This window comes from Oligoflexus sp. (assembly GCF_035712445.1).
GTDB lineage: Bacteria > Bdellovibrionota_B > Oligoflexia > Oligoflexales > Oligoflexaceae > Oligoflexus.
The window spans coordinates 71,512-90,995 of sequence record NZ_DASTAT010000126.1 but is presented as its reverse complement, the minus strand read 5'-3'; the positions used below and the strand labels follow the sequence as shown (position 1 = coordinate 90,995).

15 protein-coding genes are annotated in these 19,484 nt (G+C 55.1%); 12 read left to right on the top strand and 3 right to left on the bottom strand.

The window, feature by feature from the left end:
• Window positions 1–125: 125 nt before the first annotated feature.
• Together VFO10_RS26635 and VFO10_RS26630 are read right to left on the bottom strand one after the other, a co-directional pair.
• The gene (locus tag VFO10_RS26635; protein WP_325145054.1) at window positions 126–3,410 is read right to left on the bottom strand and encodes a 7TM diverse intracellular signaling domain-containing protein; all 3,285 of its coding nucleotides are present in this window, start codon (window positions 3,408–3,410) and stop codon (window positions 126–128) included.
• Between the two features lie 116 nt (window positions 3,411–3,526).
• Entirely contained in the window at window positions 3,527–5,686 is a 2,160-nt protein-coding gene (locus VFO10_RS26630) for a hypothetical protein (RefSeq protein ID WP_325145053.1), read from the bottom strand.
• A gap of 194 nt (window positions 5,687–5,880) precedes the next feature.
• On the opposite strand from VFO10_RS26630, the gene VFO10_RS26625 reads away from it, so the two are divergent.
• From VFO10_RS26625 to VFO10_RS26580, 10 genes are all read left to right on the top strand, one after another.
• Complete coding sequence (locus VFO10_RS26625; RefSeq protein ID WP_325145052.1) at window positions 5,881–7,257, top strand: sensor histidine kinase; 1,377 nt, start codon at window positions 5,881–5,883, stop codon at window positions 7,255–7,257.
• Between the two features lie 123 nt (window positions 7,258–7,380).
• A complete protein-coding gene (era, locus tag VFO10_RS26620) occupies window positions 7,381–8,331 on the top strand; it encodes a GTPase Era (RefSeq protein WP_325145051.1) in 951 nt (316 codons plus the stop codon).
• Between the two features lie 37 nt (window positions 8,332–8,368).
• Window positions 8,369–9,706, top strand: coding sequence for a UDP-N-acetylglucosamine 1-carboxyvinyltransferase (gene murA / locus VFO10_RS26615; RefSeq protein WP_325145050.1), 1,338 nt, complete (start codon window positions 8,369–8,371; stop codon window positions 9,704–9,706).
• A 90-nt stretch (window positions 9,707–9,796) separates the two neighbouring features.
• Window positions 9,797–10,807 carry an alpha/beta hydrolase gene (locus VFO10_RS26610; protein WP_325145049.1) on the top strand — a complete coding sequence of 337 codons (1,011 nt, stop codon included), beginning with the start codon at window positions 9,797–9,799 and terminating at the stop codon, window positions 10,805–10,807.
• Window positions 10,752–11,375 (top strand): hypothetical protein, encoded by a 624-nt coding sequence (locus tag VFO10_RS26605; RefSeq protein ID WP_325145048.1) that lies wholly within the window; start codon window positions 10,752–10,754, stop codon window positions 11,373–11,375. Before VFO10_RS26610 ends, VFO10_RS26605 begins: the two co-directional genes overlap by 56 nt.
• Before the next feature lie 7 nt (window positions 11,376–11,382).
• Entirely contained in the window at window positions 11,383–12,252 is an 870-nt protein-coding gene (locus VFO10_RS26600; RefSeq protein WP_325145047.1) for a hypothetical protein, read from the top strand.
• A 121-nt stretch (window positions 12,253–12,373) separates the two neighbouring features.
• Window positions 12,374–12,973, top strand: a complete 600-nt coding sequence (locus VFO10_RS26595) for a LemA family protein (RefSeq protein ID WP_325145046.1) — start codon at window positions 12,374–12,376, stop codon at window positions 12,971–12,973.
• A gap of 8 nt (window positions 12,974–12,981) precedes the next feature.
• On the top strand, window positions 12,982–13,737 hold the full coding sequence (locus tag VFO10_RS26590; protein ID WP_325145045.1) for a TPM domain-containing protein: 756 nt from the start codon (window positions 12,982–12,984) through the stop codon (window positions 13,735–13,737).
• Entirely contained in the window at window positions 13,731–14,390 is a 660-nt protein-coding gene (locus tag VFO10_RS26585) for a hypothetical protein (protein ID WP_325145044.1), read from the top strand. The genes VFO10_RS26590 and VFO10_RS26585 overlap by 7 nt, the downstream gene beginning before the upstream one ends.
• A 2-nt stretch (window positions 14,391–14,392) precedes the next feature.
• A complete protein-coding gene (locus VFO10_RS26580) occupies window positions 14,393–15,361 on the top strand; it encodes an aminoglycoside 3'-phosphotransferase/choline kinase family protein (RefSeq protein WP_325145043.1) in 969 nt (322 codons plus the stop codon).
• A gap of 6 nt (window positions 15,362–15,367) precedes the next feature.
• Here the strand turns inward: VFO10_RS26580 and VFO10_RS26575 are convergent, their stop codons facing one another.
• Window positions 15,368–17,221 (bottom strand): 7TM diverse intracellular signaling domain-containing protein, encoded by a 1,854-nt coding sequence (locus VFO10_RS26575; RefSeq protein WP_325145042.1) that lies wholly within the window; start codon window positions 17,219–17,221, stop codon window positions 15,368–15,370.
• A 332-nt stretch (window positions 17,222–17,553) separates the two neighbouring features.
• Between VFO10_RS26575 and VFO10_RS26570 the strand changes: the two genes are divergently transcribed.
• Together VFO10_RS26570 and VFO10_RS26565 are read left to right on the top strand one after the other, a co-directional pair.
• Complete coding sequence (locus VFO10_RS26570; RefSeq protein ID WP_325145041.1) at window positions 17,554–18,759, top strand: agmatine deiminase family protein; 1,206 nt, start codon at window positions 17,554–17,556, stop codon at window positions 18,757–18,759.
• An 85-nt stretch (window positions 18,760–18,844) separates the two neighbouring features.
• Window positions 18,845–19,447: a hypothetical protein gene (locus tag VFO10_RS26565; protein WP_325145040.1), complete on the top strand. Its 603-nt coding sequence runs from the start codon at window positions 18,845–18,847 to the stop codon at window positions 19,445–19,447.
• Window positions 19,448–19,484 lie beyond the last annotated feature (37 nt).

Below are 19,484 nucleotides of genomic sequence, written 5' to 3'. Positions count from 1 at the left end.
TGGAAACTTACACTCCATGACAAGATAGGGGTCGGTGCTATCCAGCACCGACTTTTCTTTTGGGTGAAGAATGGTGGAAGATTCGGAAAATACCCTTGAAGCATTTTAAAACAGTGGAGCCATTTTCATACGGCTCTTGGTTCAAGCGCATCATCCTCGCGCGCAGCGGCCTGCCCTTCGCGGCTAATGATTAGGAAGGCGACATCATCCTCGGGAGCCCTGTTTTGCCAGAGTATCTTCACGCGATCCAGAATCACGTCTTTGACTTCGCCGGGCGTTTCGGTCCTGGATAAAACTTTCTTCAATTCCCGGGATGCAAACTGTTCACCATTGGGGCCCTGATTTTCTATCAGACCATCTGTGAAGAGAAAGAGAAACTCATTCTCTTCCACGCGGAATTGCCTCGTGCCGAATTCAGGCTCCGCGCTCATACCTAAGGGTGTTCCTGGAGCCAGTATGGCCTGAGCGCTATGGTCGGCGCGAACGAGGTAAATCGGGTTGTGGCCCGCGTTTAAGTAACTGGCCTGGCCAGTGACTCGATTCAGGCTGACTAGCGCCAGCGTCATGGATTTTTGCAGAGTATTGGAAATACGCAGCATCATTTTGTTCAGGGTGTCCGCGACAAAGCAGAGTTCGCCATCCTGCGAATAACGATCCCCATCCTGACTCAATGTCTCAATGATGCCACGCACGGCACCGGAAATCACCAGAGTTGCCAGCGCCGATGTCGTGCCATGGCCGGTCACATCACCAAGCAGGATGTACATGCGGTCGTTTTTGGCATTTTGGAACACACCAAACCAATCGCCGCCGGTTAGCTCGGCGCTCTGGTAGTGATGAATGATGGAGATATCACGCAGGTCGCGACCTTGCGCTTCGTTCTTAATGCTCATTTCCTGCAGCTGAGCCAGCGAAGCTTCAATCAATTCCCGCTCCAGAGCCGCTTGGGTCAGTCGCGTGCGTTGTATCATATTCCGCACCCGCAGAAGCAGCTCTTCGGCAACGATGGGCTTCGCCAGATAGTCATCGGCACCGAGGTTCAAACCGAAGATCTTATCATCATCCGAAGCGCGCGCTGTAATCAGAATCACAGGAATGCTGGCCTTCTTCATGTCCTGGCGCAGAAAGCGCAGCACTTCTTCGCCCGACATCTCGGGCATCATAAGATCGAGCAGGATCACATCGGGACGATAGCCTTTGTTCAAAAGCTCCAGTGCCGAACTGCCCCGCAGGCAGGTCTTCACCTGATAGCCATCCTGCTCCAGAATATGCTGGAAGACCTCGCAGTTGGTCCCGTTGTCGTCAATGACCAGAATATGTTCCTGGCGGCTTTCGGCGGAAGCAAAGTCCGCTTGAGCAGGCGAGGCTGCGAGACTATTCTGTGCAGCAGCGGGGAAGGCCAATTCAGGAGCCCGCTGCGCGCTCACGGAAGCCGCCGCGCCCGCCGGCAGGGTCACGCGGAATACACTGCCCACGTTAGGCTGGGATTCGACGTCGATTGCGCCACCCCATTGTTCGACGAATTTTTTCACAATCGCCATGCCAAGCCCTGTGCCTTCATACTGGCGACGGGCATCGGCCTGCACCTGATAGAATTCTTCAAAAATGCGGGGGATCTGTTCGGCGGAAAGCCCGATCCCCTGGTCACGGACGGTCAGCACCAGATTCTGCCCGTCGGTGAAATCCATGGACACCTCCACAGCGTTGCCCGCGCCGGGTCTTTCGAACTTGAAGGCATTGCCGACGAGGTTTCTCATGATGGTCAGAAGCTTTTCCCGATCGGCTATATAGCTTGGAGTCCTGGCATGGTCGCGTGACCACGAGGTATCAAGGCTCCAGCTGGTGGCGGGGTATTTAAAGCTCAAACCTTCCATCAGATAGCGGATTTCTGAGGAGACGCTATCAAGGTCTATATATTGCCAGTTGATATCCTGCTGACCCTTTTTGCTTTTGGCGAGTTCCAGGATCGTGTTCACCTGATGCAAAAGGGAGAGGCCTATGCCATGGACTTTTCGCAGCTGCTGACCCACGTCCTGGCTGATCTCACCAAAGCGATTTTGTATGATGAGCTGCACGAAACCAAGGATGCCGTTGATCGGCGTCCTGAGCTCGTGCGAAGTATTGTGGAAGAAAGCCGTGCGGGCCTTTTCCTTTTCAATCAGCTCCGCGTTCAGCTTTTGCACCTCATTCAGGGATTCTTCCAGCGACTCGTTCAGGCCCTGGATTTTCCGCCCTGCTGCCAGCTGCTCATGACGAATCTTATGACCCAGGGCCATGCTCAGAAGGATGACCTCCAGAGCCGAACCGATTTGAATCGCATACTCGGAAAAGAAGGTCTGGGGCAGAACGCCAAGCTGTTTCAGGGCGTTGACGACTATTCCAAAAAGAAACATGGAAAAGGCCAGCATATAGAAATAGGCCGGCTTATAGGAACGCTTCAGAAGATAGATACTGCAGCCCAGAAGATAAAGGCCGGAGACGAGAGCCGCGACCGTACCGAGCCGCACAGCCACGGCGTAGCCGACGAAAAGGGCCAGCAGCATGACGGTCAGCGAGATCATCATCAGCACCAGGATCACCCGATCCCCGCGTGGCAGCTGGGTTTTGGTTTCCAGGAAATCACGGGTGAAGACGCACATCCAGAAAAGGGAAAGCCCCAGGAAAAAGGCCACGCAGAGGTTGGCCCAGCCCGGAGAATTCGGCCAGAGCAGCGGGAAAGTGAAGCCATGCAGCGAGGCCTGGAACATCACAAAGCCGCCGATATAAAGGCAGTAGTAAAGATAGAAGCGGCGCCGTGTCGTGATCAGGAGAAAGAAGTTATAGGAGAGCATGGCCAGGAGAAGGCCATAGTAATAACCTGCGAAATGATCAGCCTGGGCCCTGGCCACCATCATGCCCTCGGGCGTCCAGAGTTGGATGGGGAAGAAAAGGGGGCCGGATGTACGGCAGCTGATCAGCACCTCGATTTCGCCCTGGGCGGGGACGGTCACGGGTACGATAAAATTACGAAAGGGTATGAGGCGCTCGGAAAATTTTTTCAGGTCACCCATCTGAAAGATCCGGGTGTCCGCTCCTTCCCGCACATAGAAGTCGATCTCGTCATAATGCGAATACTCCGCCTCCAGATAGCGGAGCGCCGCCTGGGACGTTGGATTGCTGATCCGCATTTTCAGCCAGAATCGTGATTGGGTGAAGCCGAAGGTCGGCGTATTCTGGGTCGAGCTGCGCCAGGCCTCAGAGGTTTTCGCCTGAATGGATTCGTAAGTTTCCTGGCCTGTGGGATCTTCCAGATAAAGGATCCTATGACCTAAAAGCTCAGTCGGATCCAAAACGGAAATTGGTTCGGATGCGAGCCCGCGGGTGGCGACAAGCCCAAGGAGAATCCAAAGTGTGCAGAGTGCAAGGCGCATGGTTTTCCAACTTTACGTTAGGAAAACCTATCGGACTGCGCAAAGGAATCGCGAACTTATTTCCGGGAAAGATTACGAAAAACGCAATGCACCCAGGGGGTGCATGCTTTGGATTCTTACAGTTTCGGCACGCTGCCGAAGACGTTTTGGGAGCGAATTTTTTCAGGCAGGTAACGATCGCAGCGGCCCATGGCCCAGGCCAAGGCCAGGATGATGATCAGGGCCAGCGTTCCATAGAAGCGCCAGGGACGCTTCTTTTCCGCGTAGGGATCCTGCTTGAGCATGCCGGCATGCAGCGGAACCTCACGAATCGAGGTCATCGACGCGGCGAAGGGCACGTTGATGCGAGCCACAGTGTTGATCGCCCAGCCGTTGGCATCCAGGATGGGTCCAAGGTTACGGCTTTTGAGCTTGAGCCAGGCCATCACCATCGAAGGGCCCGAGATCAAAAGAATCAGCGCCAGGATCCCAAACGGCATCAGGATACCCAGGTTCAAAAATTGACTGAAAAGAACTCCGAAGAAGGTGCTGATACTGCCCAAGGCCACGCCCAAAGCCGCGACGGTTCCAACATCTATCTTTTTGCCCAAGGCATTTTCCGGGACCTTGGCCTTGTCGGCATTGGCCATGGCCTGCGTCGTGGTCGAAAGCTGCGTGACGTTCACCGCATCGGCCGCCGCCGCCCGCTTGGCAATCTGCTCTTCAAAAAAGCGGGCGACTTTTTTATAGGGTGTCCAGAAAGCTTCCCGCAAACTGATGGGATTGGCGACGATGCGTGTGATCGTGGCTTCCCAGTCCCGTCCCAGACGATCGTAGAAGACTCCATTGCGTCCGACGGAAATATTATCGCTGTCACCATCCGTGAGAAGGGCGACGACCGCGCGATTCTGCTGACCCGCACGCAGAAGATCGCAGTAGGCGAGGTAGGCTCCTGAGAGACCAGCCATCGTTGTGTGCTTGGTGGGGTTGCTCACCTCGATGCAGAGTTCCGCGGCACGTCCATCTATGAAGAGAGTTCCAGCCTGGAAAATGGACTTTTTGCGGCGATAGAAATCCGAGAAGTTCACGAAGTTGCGCAGAACGAGGCCGAGGTCGCGGCGATAGAGCAGAAGCCGCAGCACATCACTGAGGCTATTGTATTCCGGGGCGATGGCAAGATCGAAACCCAGAAGTTCATCCAAAGCCTCGCGTGAGCGGCTGGCCCGGATCTCTTTGATCTTCTGCATATCAAGAAGCGATACCCTGCTCTGAGGCTCGCGTCCGCGCCAGGCGGCATAGGGCTGCAGGCTTTTTTGAATCTGCCGCCACTGGGCCTCGGTCAGGACCTCGGGGCGGACTCCCAGCGTGGTCTGCACCGCGGTTTCGACAAAATACTGCATGGGTTTATGCCAGGCCGGATTCAAGCGATCATCAAGCGGCAGTGCGAGATCCCTCGTCACATTTGCCAGGGGCAGCTGAGCCAGTTCTTCGGAATTGGGATTCAACTGCTGACTGGCAATGGCGGCGAATTCCGCTTCCGAGCGATTGGCTGCGGCGCTGGCTCGCGCATCAAAGGCCACCCAATGGCAACGCGTGAAAAAATCCTCGATCTTATTGCTGACCGCATCGGTGGCTTGGAAGGCCAGGGCTGTGCCTGCCGCTCCCAGGGGAACGAGCTGCGGCTGCTGCTCAAGTTCCGCGAACCATTGTGCGCGCGCGTCGAGATCCTTGAAGAAATTTTCCACGATGGTTTTATCAATTCCAGGATGACCGCTGCGGTCCGGAACGGACGCATAGTGCTGAATGATGTGTTCGATCAGCCCCTTGACCGCCGGCTCCTGGCCCGCGTCGGGAATGATGATGCCGTCGCCGTTGAAAATCTCGGCGCTCAGTTTGCTGACAGCCAGATCGAGTTCTTCGAGCTGAATGCTGGTTTCGCCCTGCTTGCCGAGCTGCACAAGAGCCCTTTCGGCGCCGGCTTTGAGCGCGGGATCCTTGATTTCGGCCAGGCTCACGCTCCCGCCTTCAGTCAAAATAATTCCGGGATCAGTCAGCATCTTATCGAGCCATTGAATGGCTTCAATCAGCTCTGGAGGACGAATATGTCCATCCTTGTCAGTGTCGATAAGATCCAGAGTCCTCGTATCGCAATGCACGCCTCGGGTCGGCATGGAGAGCGCCATCCAAAGTTTCTGATCGAGTTGACTTAACTGCAGCAGATCGGCTTTGGTTTTCAACTCGACCTGCACCACGCCACCAGCGCGGAAGTAATTCCAGACATGCGGTTGATCAGTCATGATAAGCTCCTAACAGGTCGGGCAAAGGGGCGCAGAATGGCGATCCCGGCTGTGGCATCCTAGTCAGCGGGTCTGTCCGCGACAAGGAAAATTTGTTGCGTCGTCCAAGGGAACAGAAACGTCATGCGTGGAAGATCCGAAGATGGGCAGATGGATTTTTTTAGGGCACAATGGGGGGCATCTTCTAGGGAGTCTTGAAAAGTTTGTCAGCGAATCCTTTGCTTAGCCTATGGAGCTATATATCCGAATCGGGCCTGCGCACGACCATCAGCGAGCGCGAGCAGCGTCGTATTCGCTTTTCCAATCAGAATACCGCCATCATCGCAGTTCTGATTCTGGTATCCTTCCCGCCGGTCTTCTGGATGGTTGGACAGCCGGCACTGGCAATCGTGACACTGCTCTCGGCCCTGCATTTCGGCTGCATTTTTTTGATCAACCGCTGGAGCGGGTCGCTCACGTTCGGACGTCTCTATACAATTTTCAACTACAACGCCGTCACGCTTTTCTATGCCCTGGCCCTGGGGCGTGGGTCTGGCGTTCAGTACGTGTTCCTGACCTGCGCGTCGGTGCCTTTTATTCTGCTGGATTACCGCCGTCGCCTCAGTTTTATCCTCTGCAGTCTGGCGCCTGTGCTGCTTTATTTTTTCGTCGAGCTCCTCGGCCAGGACCTTGTGGAACCCTTGCCCCTGACGGCCGCTGAACAGCGCATGATCCATCTCGCGACCATGCCGTTTGTGTTCGCGACGGTCTTCATGTTTTCAGGTTATTTCTATCTGAACAGTCAGAAAAGCGAGACGAAACTCCGGCGAACGATCGTCGACCTCAGGACCAGCCAGAAGTTGATTGAAGAGCAGCAAACCATGCTGGTCGCAAGTTCACGGCTGTCGGCTATCGGAGAATTGGCGGGAAGCATCGCCCATGAAATCAATAATCCCCTGGGCATAGTCAAGGGTTACAGCGAGCAGCTGATCAAACTTCTGAAGCGTGAGACCTGGGATCGCGACCGCATTCATTATGCCGGTCAGAAAATATCGGAGACGATTGATCGCATGTCGCAGATTATCCTGAGTCTCAGGCGACTTTCCTATGAAGGGGAGGGGGAGCCGTTCGAAAGCCTCGACCTTGTGCAGGTGGTGGATGATACGCTGGCTATCTGTCGTCAAAGCATTGAACAGCTTGGGATAGAGCTGATCTTTGATCGACCGGACCGATCCTTCCATACCCGCGGCAGGCCGCTTCAGATCGGCCAGGTCCTTTTGAATTTAATCCAGAATGCGCGGGACGCCGTCGAAAAACTGCCCGAAAGGTGGATCCGGATTTCCTTAAGGCAGGTGGGCTCTGAACTGGAGCTGGCGGTTGAAGACAGCGGCGATGGCCTGAAGCCAGATATCCTGGCCCGAATCGGCCAGCCCTTCTTCACCACCAAACCCTTTGGCAAGGGCACGGGCCTCGGCATTAGTATTTCAAGGAAAATTATGGCGGCCCATGGCGGCAGTCTTGATGTCGATGTCAAGCACCCCAATACACGCTTTGTCGTTGTCATGCCGCAGACCCTGCTGCACCGGGCCTAGGCCGGCAATTCCAATTCAAGGAAAATGCAGGAATTTACCTTGCCAATCAGCCCCCGGCAAGGCATGCTGCCAGCCCAGTGGGTCGCCTTGAATATGTAAAATTGGTAGGATTGAGGTTTTTATATGACACAGCGCTGTGGATATTGTGCCATCATGGGTAGACCAAATGCCGGGAAAAGTTCCCTCTTGAATACCCTTGTTGGTCAGAAGATCGTCGGCGTCAGCGCCAAACCCAACACGACACGGAATCGCATCCTGGGCATTCGTATGGAAGACAATGCTCAGCTGTTGTTTTTGGATACGCCTGGTATCCATCGCAGCCATAAGAAACTGACTTTGAACTCGCTCATGAATCGCGAGGCCTGGTCGGTGCTCGCCGATGCGGACATGATCCTTTATGTGATCGATGTCCAGGACGTCGGCAATGCCGAAGACATCAATTTCCTGCGCAACGTGGTCAAGGAATCCAAGGGCCGCGTCCTCGTTTGCCTCAATAAATGCGATAAGCTGAAAAAGGTCGAACTGCGCCTCGCCGAAGAACGCCTGCTCGGTATCATGGCCATGATACGCGAAGAGCTGCCGCCCGAGGCCGCCGCGCACCTCGATGACCGTCATCCCTGGCTGATCAGCGCCAAGCGCAAAGAAAGCCTGACCGAACTGGTGGCCGCGATCGTGGAAGGCCTACCCGAAGGTCCCTGGCTTTACCCCGATGATGACCTGACCGATCGCCCACAAAAATTCGTGTGCGCGGAACTCATTCGTGAGCAGGCTTTCCGGCATTTGGGGGCCGAGCTGCCTTACCAATTGGCCGTGCGGGTTGATACAATGGAATTTGCCCCGACCATCGTGCGGATCGAGGCCTATATCGTGGTCAGCCGCCAGGCGCACCGCGGTATCGTTTTGGGCAAAAACGGGCAGAAAATCAAGGAAATCGGCATGGAAGCCCGGCAGAACCTCGAACTTCATTTCCAAAACAAGGTCTACCTCGGTTTGGAAGTGATCGTGGACGAGGACTGGGTCAACGATCCGATTTCCATCGCTGATTACGCCGAACTCGACCCCAAAGATGACTAAGAACGTCCCGCTTTAAAAGATAAAGGAGTCAATGGAAATGACCCAACCTCGCCTCAGGATCGTTGGCGGTAAAAAACTTTCCGGTGGTCGCATCTCGATCGCCGGCAGTTCCAATCAGGTCACCAAATGCATCATCGCCTCGATGCTGACGGACGAACCCGTGATGATCAAAGGCGCCCCGGATGTCGACGAACGCAAGATCGTCGAGGGGCTCTATCGTTACCTGGGCGGTCAGGTGATCACGCATGAATCCGATGTGATCGAAGTCTGCGCGAAAACCATGGATCGCTGGGCTATTTCCGAGGAAATTTGCCGGAAGAACCGCATTTCGATCCTGTGCGCCGGACCGCTTCTGCAGCGCTTCGGCAAGGTCAGTTTCTATGGGGCGCTCGGCGGTGACAAGATCGGCCGCCGCCCTGTGAATTTCCACATCGAAGGCCTCGCCATGATGGGCGCGCAGGTCGAGCAGAACGGCAATCAGTATCACCTGAGCGTCGATGAAAAAGGTCTGCACGGCGCGCATATCAAGCTGCCCTTTCCCTCGGTCATGACCACGGAAAACCTTATTATCGCAGCCTCCATGGCCCGCGGCCGGACCATCATTGAGAACGCCGCGATCGAGCCCGAGATCTTCGAGCTTTGCATGATGCTGCAGAAGATGGGCGCGGATATCACCCAGACGCCGAATCGTACCTTCATCATCGAAGGCGTGAAGAAGCTGAACGGCTGCGAACTGCGCTGCATGTTCGATCGCAACCAGGTCGTCTCCTTCGCGGTGGCGGCTTTGGCGACCGGCGGGGACGTGCTGATTGAAAACGTCACGCATGGTCCTGTTTACAGCTTTTTGAACTTCATCCAGCGCATGGGTGCCGAGTTCACGGTGAATTCCAAGGGTCTTTATGTGAAAGCCCCGATGGGAAAACCTTTGAAGGGCGTGCATATCGAAGTGGAAGTGCATCCCGGTTTCATGACCGACTGGCAGCAGCCGTTCATGGTGCTCTTCACGCAGGCGGAAGGGGTTTCCATTCTGCATGAAACCGTATTCGAAGAGCGCCTCGGGTATACGTCCTTCCTCAATAACATGGGCGCCAACATCCATGTGACGAGCAAGTGCCTGGGTGAATCGCCCTGCCGTTTCCGGAATCACAACTTCGTGCATTCCGCGATCATTCAGGGGCCGACCCGCCTGCAGGCCCGCGACTTCGAACTGCCGACCGATATCCGCGCGGGCAAGTGCCTTGTGGTGGCCGGTCTGGTGGCGGAAGGCGTCACCCACCTCAGCAACATTCACGAATTGACCCGGAAATACGATAACCTTGTGCCCAAGCTTCAGGCCATGGGCGCAGAGATCGAGGAGCTGCCGGCGACGCCGTGAGTCGGTAAAGGCCTAAAAGCCCCGACGATTGCGGACTTTCGCGGCGCCGGGGTACAATGGAAGAACCAGGATTCAAATTGAGGTTCTTCCATGCGGTTTCTTTTGCGCTGGCTTGTGTCGTGCTCCGCCTGCTTCACCTTATCCCACAGGGCTGAGGCTGTACCGGAGAGCATCTTTGAGCAGGAATTCGCGGGTCGTATCCTGCCAGCTTTCTGGGCCAATGGCAGCTCGGCTTTTCTTACCACAGCGGATGGCCTCAAAATCCATTATCGCTCGTATGTGAAGCCGGGGCAGGATCGCGCCTTGGTCATCCTGCCAGGCCGCACGGAATCCACCTTTAAATTCGCCGAATTCTTGGATGACATCCAGGATCTGAACCTGGCTGTCTTCATCATGGATCACCGTGGGCAGGGAGCCTCGGGTCGCGAGACGGATCAGCCCGAGATGCAGTATGTGCGGGATTTCTCCTTCTATCGCGATGACCTGGGGCAGCTCATGAAGGAAGTGGTGACGCCGCATGGATTCAAGGAAGTCTATGGCCTTGGTCATTCCATGGGGGCCAATATCCTTTCGCTTTATATGGTGCAGAATCCGAATGTGTTCGCGAAAGCTGTCACGTCCTCGCCGATGCTCGATATCAATCCCGCACCTTTTCCCTTCCAATGGATGGGCTATTCGTTCGCGACTATTGCCTGCTGGCTCGGTTTTGATAAGAGTTTTGTTCCCGGTCATGGTCCCTTTCACTTCGACGAACCCTATCGCGGGACCGGCAGTGCGGTGCGCTACAAGGCCTTCAACCAGCTGCGCTGGGATCGCAAGGACGAACGTGTGGGTGGGGTGAGTTTCCGCTTCGCGCAAAAAGCACTGGAGGCGACCTGGGATATGCGCGATGATGCAGAAAAGCTTATCGCTCCGATCCTGATGTTTCAGGCAGGCAATGATGATGTGGTCATGACCGGAGGGCAGGATTATGTGTGTCAGCGGGCGAAGCAGTGTCGCAAGCTCACGTTCCCGGAAGCCCGACATGAAATTCATGTGGAAGTCGATGCGATACGGAATCCTTGGCTGCAGGAAATTCGCCAGTTTTTCAGCCGTCCTTAGTCTGATTCCTGGTTTGACCGCCTGCTCGGAATCCTCGGCCTCGCCTCCGCTCTATTCGGTTGTGGATGGCTCATGGGCCACGGCCTGCATTCCGCGCCAGGATCTTTTCACATCGTATCGGATCGATCTGCGGCTTGAAAACGCGCAGGATGTGACAAGGCGGGAAACATATTTCGCGGATGCCCACTGCGATGAGTCGCTGGCTTTCCTTGAGTACCAGGGCACTTATGAATTGATCGTGACCAATCGCGATTTCATCTATGCGGTGGATTTGAATTATAGTGGCCAGGCGCTGGAACCCATGAATGCGGAAGGGCAGGCTCGATTGGAGGCCGCTGCATTCTGCGGGCGTCAGGACTGGCCTTTGGCCGAGGCGCAGTATCCTCTGAGTTTTGATCCGGGGAACTGCACGGCGGTGGGGCCGGTGCCTTTGAAGAACCTGAATCTTTTGCGCGTGAGCCGCGGTTTCAGTTTGGAATTCGGTGCGGACCTCGCTCATGAAAACGAACGTCCGGTTGAGATCGTAACCGCGCCCCAGCTGGTTTTTCTGTCTCAACCTTTGCCTTGAGTCGTGCATGATACCAAGACGTCTTTGTTATCCAGGTCCGCAGCAGGGAAAACGCTGGCTCATCAGCATCATCCTGGGTGGGCTTTTGCTGGGTGGATTGATCTGGCAGGCAAGGCAGACCCAATCCCTGCAGGCGATCAGCCAGGCGACTTTGGAAGCGGAAAAACAGCTTTTGGATGTGGACGCGACGCAGCGTGCGCCTCTGACTTTGCGTAATCCGGATCGCTGGGAAAGCCACGAGGCCACGCAGCAGCTCCGGCTTTTGAAGCAGTGCATCAGCGCGAGCGAGGGACTTCATGCCTGCCTTGGGAGATTGCAGGCGGCATGGCGTCATACCCCGCATCAGCTGGGTGGATTTTTGGAGGCGCTGCGCTATCAGGAACGTCAGCCCGGACATGAAGGGGATCCAGGACAGATCGTCGAACTGCTGCAGAGAATGCTGCCGGAATCGCGTGAGCGGATCGAGCTTTATAGCTTTTGGTTTCAGACCCACAGGCGGCGCAGCGAGAGTTTGAGCGCCCGCGCGCTGCGCTCGGTGCCGCGCTTTCAGCCGCGATACCTCGGGCTCATGCTGCAGGCAGAGCAGGCTGCGCGCCAGGGGCAGCGGGAAGTTTCGCTCGCGTTTTATGAAAACGCGGTGGCTTCTTTCATGGAGAGCATGCTGGAGAAAATGCGAAAGAGTGAATCCATCGCGATCGAGGCCTATAATCAAAGCCATGATCAGAAGGATCTGGCCCGCCTTTATCTGCAGCTGGGGTGGTGGACGGAAGCGGAAAAAGTCCTCTACCGGCTGGCTGAACAGGAACCTGCCGACCAAATCGTCCTCAGCCTTATGGAACAGCTCCGTCGTCGATCGAAGCAAACCCAGGCGGGTTAAGAAGTTCTGCCTGCCCGTCTTCGGCCTTGCCAAATTTCAATGAATGTTTACATTATAAAACGTGGTAGAGTCTGCAGGCTTATGATGCCGAAAGCATAAGGCCAAACGAAGGAGTTTTTGCATGCTACGTATTTTGAGTCGGACAGTCGCAGGTTTGCTTCTTATGGGAGCCATGACGGGCTGTGGTTTGCAGTCAATTCCTCAGGCCAGGAATAAGGTGGAAGCGGCGCTGGCGGAAACCACGAACCAGTATAAAAGACGTGCTGACCTGATTCCCAACATTGTGAGCGTAGTCAAAGGCTATGCGTCGCATGAGCAGGAAACATTGACGGCCGTGGTGGAAGCGCGGTCGAAAGCGACACAAACCACGGTGGATCCAGGGTCCATGGATCCGAAGAAATTGCAGGAATACATGGCCTCGCAGGGCAACCTGAGCCAGGCATTAGGTCGCCTTATGGTCGTTGTGGAAAAATACCCAGACCTGAAAGCCGATGCTCAGTTCCGTGATCTGAGCGCGCAGCTGGAAGGCACAGAGAACCGCATCGCCGTTGCGCGTCAGCGTTACATTGAATCCATCAACGAGTTCAATAACCTGATCACAGTACCTCCGACAAGCTTCACCAACAGCCTGATCTATCATCACGAGAAGATGCCGCAGTGGACCGTGACTGAAGCGGAAAAAACCCAGATCGAATCGGCTCCCAAGGTTGACTTCAAGTGAGGACTGGCGTGCAGCGACTTCTGCTGCTGATACTTTGGATGGTGAGCGTGACGCCGGTGCTGGCGGTCACGCCCATACCGGCTCTGACCGATCCAGTCATGGATACGGCCGGCATACTCTCCCAGAATACCGAAGCGTATCTGGATCAGCAGCTGCGTGGCCTTCATCAGGCCGGCGGCAGCCAGATCGTGATACTCACCATACCCAAGCTGGAAGATGAAACCATCGAACAGTATGGGATTCGCGTGGCGGATACGTGGAAGCTCGGAACCGCGGAAAAAGACAATGGCGCCATACTTCTGATCTCGGCGCAGGATCGCAAGATGCGCATCGAGGTCGGCCAGGGACTCGAAGGGTCGCTTACCGACCTTTACAGCAGCCGCATCATCCGTGAAAAAATCACGCCCCTTTTCCGCGAAGGTGATTACGATGCCGGTGTCATCGCCGGCGTCTCGCATATCGTCGCGTATACCGACCCCGATTTTAAATTCGGTGTCGATGCACCGCAGCGTTCGCGGCAGGTCCGCGGAGAGCGTCGTGGTGGAGTGGGTTCGCTCTTTTCCCTCTTCATTTTCCTGATCGTCATCTTCATCATAGCCGCAGCCAATCGCGGGGGACCGCGCGGTCCCTTCAGCGGAGGTCGGCGTGGAGGCTTTGGCGGCTGGGGTGGTGGCGGTTTCGGTGGCGGCGGTGGTTTTGGTGGCGGCGGCTTCGGCGGCGGTGGTGGTGGATTTTCAGGAGGAGGAGCATCCGGATCATGGTAAAGGAGATTCCTGCCTGGCTCAGATCGTATTTAAGTTTGGAAGGCGCATCCCGCATTGAACGTGCGGTGAGTGATGCGGAAGCCAAGACCAGTGGTGAGATCGTGCCGATGCTCGTGTATCGGTCCACGGTCTCCAGCAACAGCGATGTACTCGGCGCTCTGCTCGCACTGCTTTTAGCGCTTTGTATCAAGCATATCCTCGTGCTCACGATGGGGTGGGCCGGCCATGATCTTCTGTGGTCGATCGGCTTTGTCATCGCGGGGATGAGCGGCTATATGCTGGCTCGTCTGCCTGCGGTCGAACGTCTTTTGATTCCACGCAAGGATCAGAAGCTGGAAACGGAACGACGCGCGATGCTGGCGTTTTATGAAGCCGGTCTGTCGGCCACGGAAGGTCGCACGGGTATTCTGCTCTTCGTTTCCTTTTTTGAACGTCAGGCCGTGGTGCTCGCCGATCAGGGTATCGCGCGTCACTGCAAACCTGAGGATTTTCAGGAATTGATTCATGACCTGGTGCACGGGGCCAAGGAGCATAAGCTGGTCGAAGGTTTTGAAAAGGCCATAGCCCGCTGTCAGGGAATCCTGACTCCGCATTTTCCTCCGTCGGCCAGTAATCCGAATGAACTGAAAGATTACCTGCGGATCAGCTGGTGACCATGAGCTTTCCCCAAAACATGGATCCCGTGGACTTTGACCGCCGCTTTCGGCTTGAACCCGAGAGCTGGCGTCAGCCGTTTTTGGAACTCTGGCGGGCTCATGGGCCCGATGCCTCTTTGGAATCCGCCTTTTCTCCTTTTCGTGATGGCAGCAATCTGATCGCCGCCCTGGGATCGGCGTGGATCATGAAGGTTTTTCCGCCTTTTCTGCGACATCAATGGGTGAGCGAGTGGCGCGTGATGCAGCATCTGGATGGGCAGCTGAATCTGCCTATTCCCCTTTTCTATAAGGCGGGTGAAGATCGAGGCTGGACGTTTATCATCATGAGTCGCCTGCCCGGCGTGACGTTGGAAAAGATCTGGCCTGAGCTTTCCGCTGCGGAAAAGACGTCTGCGCTTTCCGATATAGGCCGCATCATGGCCCGGGTTCATGCCGTGCCGCTGGGACAGCTCCATGATCTGCCGCCGTCCTGGTCCGAATTTTTTCCCAACCAGATTCAAAAATGTCGAGCTCGTCATGAAAGGCTCGGCATGCCGCGCTGGTTCGTGGATGGGGTGGATGAGTTTGTGCAAAAGAATCTGGTGTCCCTTCCCACGGACTTTGAGCCTGTGATCCTGACCGGAGAATACACGCCTTTCAATCTGCTCGCGTCGGAACAAAGGCCTTTGACCGCCATCAGCGGGATGATCGACTTCGGGGATGCGATGATAGGCTATCGTGAATACGATCTTCTGGGGCCCTGGCTCTTCAGCTGCGAGGGTCGCGCGGATTTCGTCACGGCCCTGCTCACGGGTTATGGCTATGCATCCACAGCCCAGAACGAGACGCTGCGTCGCCGCCTCTTTCTTCTGCAGATTCTGCATCGGTACAGCGATTTCAAAGCGCAGGTGCGCATCCCGTCATGGGAGCAACGCGTCGGAAGTTTTGAAGAATTGGAAGAGATCCTCTGGCCCATGAAAAAGGCCTGAGCGCGATCAGGCGCTTTTGGCTTTTTTCCAGGAACCTGCCACACGCTGATAATAAAAATCCTGAACGGTCTCATCATCCCGGATAAATTGCTGCGAACGATCCAGCGCGAAGCGTGTGAACTGTTTTTGATAAGTCGCCGGCAAAGCATGATAAACGGTCGACTTCATGCAGATCAGGTGGCCCTGGCCGGGAATCGCATAGACTTTGCGCAAGGCTTCATAACGTGAGGCCAGCACGATGCCCTTGCCGAAGAGTTCATAGCTTCGAATACCGGAAAGAGTAAAGAAGCCTTCAATCGGCCCCTCCGCAATCCCTATGGAAAGAAGGGGTTCGGTCCTGCCATGAAAGGGATGCTTCACCAGAGTCTCTTCAAACTTCGCCACGAAATCAATCGCCATATCGAGGGCGATTTCCCGCAGGCCGAGGTGCGAAGGCGGCGAGAACGGAAAACCGATCGAGCAGAGAAAGCCGTCTCCCATTTCCTTGATACGAAAGCCATAGGCCTTGAGACCTTCGCCCTGATACCCGCGATTCATGATGATATCGCATTCATCAAAGAAGGCCCGGAGGAATGCTTTCAGCTCATGGATATTCTGCTTCGAGCTATTGATCATATCCACGCAGATCACGCAGGCCTGTCCTGTCGCCAGCGGCATGGTGTCTTCGAGCTGCCGTCCGTGCTGCATCATATCGAGCTGATGCGGATACACCATTTTTTCCAGCTGGGAAAAGGCGTGTTTGCGACGAACCATCTCGTCCGTGCGCTCGCGTTTCATTTTATAGGCCAGGGCATAGGAAATCAAAATCGCTTCGACCGTCGCGCCGATGAAGTTCGCCGAGCGCGTCAGCGGTGTGCTTTCGATGAATCCCGAAAGCGCAGAAACCTGGATGATGGTTCCGATCAGAAGGAGCAGCCAGGCCAGAAGAAAAAGAGGCGCCATGGGATTGCCATGCTTCAGCGCGTAGGCGCCATAGATGAAGGCCAGGACCGAGCCCAGGCCCGAGAATAAGAGGCAGTTCTGAGCCGCGATGGAGAAGGGCCCCACGGTTGTGAGCAGGAGATTGCTCAGGCTGATGTAGGCGAAGACCCAGAACGTGCGGGCCATCAGCCGGGGGAAGTGTTGAATCTCCAGGAGTTTCCCGACGAAGACATAGGCCGAGAACATGCTGATCACGATGGAGCTGGTGCCTATGCGACCCAGCAAAGGTCCAATATCGGTCAGGAAATGAAGCTTGAGAAAGCCGGTCATGAACATCTGAACCCAACCGTAGGTGCTCAGATAAAGGAAATAATAGAAGTGCAGAAGGTCACGGCTGACGGCGAAGATCACAAGGTTATAGAGGGAAAGGGCCAGACAGATCGAGAAGAAACCGCCGAAGAGAATATTTTCCCAGTTGACGGCCATGTGAAAAGCCTTGGGTTCCCATATTTTCCAGTCCACTCCAGTGATGTCGCGGCTGGTCTGGTAGATGCGCAGAGTGTTGACGCCTGGCTCCAGTTTCAATTCAAACGTCGGTGCCCTATAGTGCACGGGCCAGCGACTGATGGGGACGTCGTTGCCCGCGTGACCCAGATCATTCCAGGTCTGACCATCCATCGTGTGAAAAGCTCGAATGCTATCCGCTTGCGTCAGACCATATTCAAGATAGAGCAGTCGCGGCTGGTCATCATCGAGTTTCAGACTGACTTCCGTCCAGCATGCACGCTGTTTCAGGTAGCCAAGGTTGATCGGACCTGTGCGCGGTTCCAGAAGATCGGTCCGCACCATGGAAGGTTCCGCAGTTTCCGGCGGACGCGCCTCTTCACAGTAAAAGGAATATTCCGAAACCGGAAGGGACTGAAGCTCGGGCGTCCACACGAGTGCTGCCCAGGACTCCCGAGGCCAAAGAGAAAAGAGCAGCCATAGCCCAAGGAACCCTAAATGGTTTTTAAGGCGAGACTTTCGGAATGTGCTGACAGCGACTCGCATGAGACCCTTCATAAACTCGTCCTTCGTTATCGGTGCGCATTGCGTAACCCTGGAGACAGAATGTGAAAAAGGGGCGGGGCCCGGGGCCTTGCTTTTTGAATGAAGGGGGAGGGATCATTGGAAAAGACTTGCGTTATCCGTGATTTTTATGGTTGATCCCAAAAGCGTGAGCACGCGTTGCTTGCCGTCTTTCCCTTCACGTTTGATAAGGAATTCCCTTCATGCGTTTCACTTCCTTCGCCTTTCTTTTGTTAGCCGGCCCTTGGGCCTGCAGCCCGGGGGCATCCGATAGCCGGGTCCTGGGTCATTTTGAAGACAGCGATGCCGCGACTTTGGAACCTTTCCGATCGGGACAGATCGCAGTGCCGGAATATCATCCGAGCGCAGCGGTGCTGGTATCATCGCAGATGCTGGTCGAGCATCATCAGGAACGCATGATGCAGGCGCTTCTGGGCAGCGGTATTGATAGCCTTTGGATCACAGTCCCGCATGGATACACGGCAGATGAGGAGCAGGAGGATTTTCAAGATCTTTATGATCTTCTTCAAAAGGACAGCGCGAAACTGAAACTTTTGGAGCAGCCAAAACCAGGACGCCAGCGGGAGTGGTCGCGTGATTACGGCCCTTGGATAGCCAAGGCAGCGGATGGTTCGCGGCGTCTTCTTGAGTTTAATTATTATCCAAGCCGCGCCTCGGATGACAGCGTGCCAGCCGCGCTGGCGAAAGGTTTGAATGTACCTCGCTTGAGCCTTCCGATCTATATCGAAGGCGGGAACTTCATGAATAACGACAGCGGCGCCTGCCTCATGACCGATAAGGTCCTTGAGGTCAATGCGGAAGAAAGGGTCGACGGTGATCTGATTTTAAGTAGGGACGAGATCATCGCGTACTTCAAAGACTTCGCCGGCTGCAAGGACGTGATGATTTTTCCCAGCATGCCTTATGAAGGAACGCGGCATCTGGATCTTTGGGCAAAGTTTGTGGATGATCAGACCATACTCGTCGCGCAGATCGAAGATGAAGTTATGAATCTTCCTGGTTATCGTAAAGACGACCTTGTGCGGGTGCGCGAGGTTCGGGATTTTCTGGATAGCCGTGCCGCTGAATTGAAAGAGCAGGGATTCAAAATCATTCGGCTGCCCATGCCTGCGCCCAACTTTGCAGAGGATGGCTATAATCTTTTCCGTTCTTACACAAATTCCCTCTTGCTGAATGGGCATGTTTTCCTGCCCCGTTATGTACGACCCGCGAATGAAGCCGACTCGGTGAAGGGTGGGTACATCGATCTTCCCTTGATAAAGAAATATGAAGAAAGAGTGGAGCGTCTTCATCGGGATCTTGGTTTCACTGTCCATTGGATCACATCGGATTCGATGATAGCCAAAGGTGGGGCTGTACATTGCACCACGATGCAGATCGCACTTTGAAAAGACTTCAATAGGTGGATGGTGGCGTTGCCTTGACATCCGAGCCTTAGCTTTTCATGATGGGCTCCATTGAATGGAGAACATTATGAAAAATTTTCGAGGCTATGCGTTCGTCAAGTCTTTGCTGCTGGTTGCTTCCGTGGGTTTTAACGGATGGGCACTGTCTCAAACCACCGACGGTGGCACACCGGTCCCTGCTCTTGCGTTAAGTTGGGAAGCCGATATCAAACCGATTGTCATCGACACTTGCGGTGGGTGTCACAACGCTGCCGATGCAAGCGGTGGCGTGATTTTGGAAACACAGGATCAGGTCGTGAAATTGAAATCCAGTATCATCACGGTTCTGAATGAGGGCAGAATGCCGCTCGGCGATCCCGGCTTCGGCAGCAGCGAAGAGGGAAAAAAATTCCTCGAATGGCTGTCCGCACAGCCCGATCCCGTTTCCTATTACGACAGCACCATTAAACCCATCATCACCGCGAACTGTCTTAAGTGCCACACCAGGACCAAAGCCAAGGGCGGCTATGCGTTTGATACTCAGGCGCAGGTGGAAGCGGCTCGACGTATCATCGCGTCGGAAGTCAGCCGGGGAAGCATGCCCCAGGGAAATCGAAACTTCAAAAACTCACCGGAAGCCAAATTGCTTTTGAATTGGATCAAGGCGCTTGAGACGAGCCCGGGCAGCTGATACGGTCTCCTTGTTTGCGATCATTCAAAAAAGGAGC

Coding starts and splice junctions, on each gene's coding strand:
- VFO10_RS26635 (WP_325145054.1), bottom strand. CDS start 3,410: ATGCGCCTTGCACTCTGCACACTTTGGATTCTCCTTGGGCTTGTCGCC.
- VFO10_RS26630 (WP_325145053.1), bottom strand. CDS start 5,686: ATGACTGATCAACCGCATGTCTGGAATTACTTCCGCGCTGGTGGCGTG.
- era (WP_325145051.1), top strand. CDS start 7,381: ATGACACAGCGCTGTGGATATTGTGCCATCATGGGTAGACCAAATGCC.
- murA (WP_325145050.1), top strand. CDS start 8,369: ATGACCCAACCTCGCCTCAGGATCGTTGGCGGTAAAAAACTTTCCGGT.
- VFO10_RS26610 (WP_325145049.1), top strand. CDS start 9,797: ATGCGGTTTCTTTTGCGCTGGCTTGTGTCGTGCTCCGCCTGCTTCACC.
- VFO10_RS26605 (WP_325145048.1), top strand. CDS start 10,752: ATGCGATACGGAATCCTTGGCTGCAGGAAATTCGCCAGTTTTTCAGCC.
- VFO10_RS26600 (WP_325145047.1), top strand. CDS start 11,383: ATGATACCAAGACGTCTTTGTTATCCAGGTCCGCAGCAGGGAAAACGC.
- VFO10_RS26595 (WP_325145046.1), top strand. CDS start 12,374: ATGCTACGTATTTTGAGTCGGACAGTCGCAGGTTTGCTTCTTATGGGA.
- VFO10_RS26585 (WP_325145044.1), top strand. CDS start 13,731: ATGGTAAAGGAGATTCCTGCCTGGCTCAGATCGTATTTAAGTTTGGAA.
- VFO10_RS26580 (WP_325145043.1), top strand. CDS start 14,393: ATGAGCTTTCCCCAAAACATGGATCCCGTGGACTTTGACCGCCGCTTT.
- VFO10_RS26570 (WP_325145041.1), top strand. CDS start 17,554: ATGCGTTTCACTTCCTTCGCCTTTCTTTTGTTAGCCGGCCCTTGGGCC.
- VFO10_RS26565 (WP_325145040.1), top strand. CDS start 18,845: ATGAAAAATTTTCGAGGCTATGCGTTCGTCAAGTCTTTGCTGCTGGTT.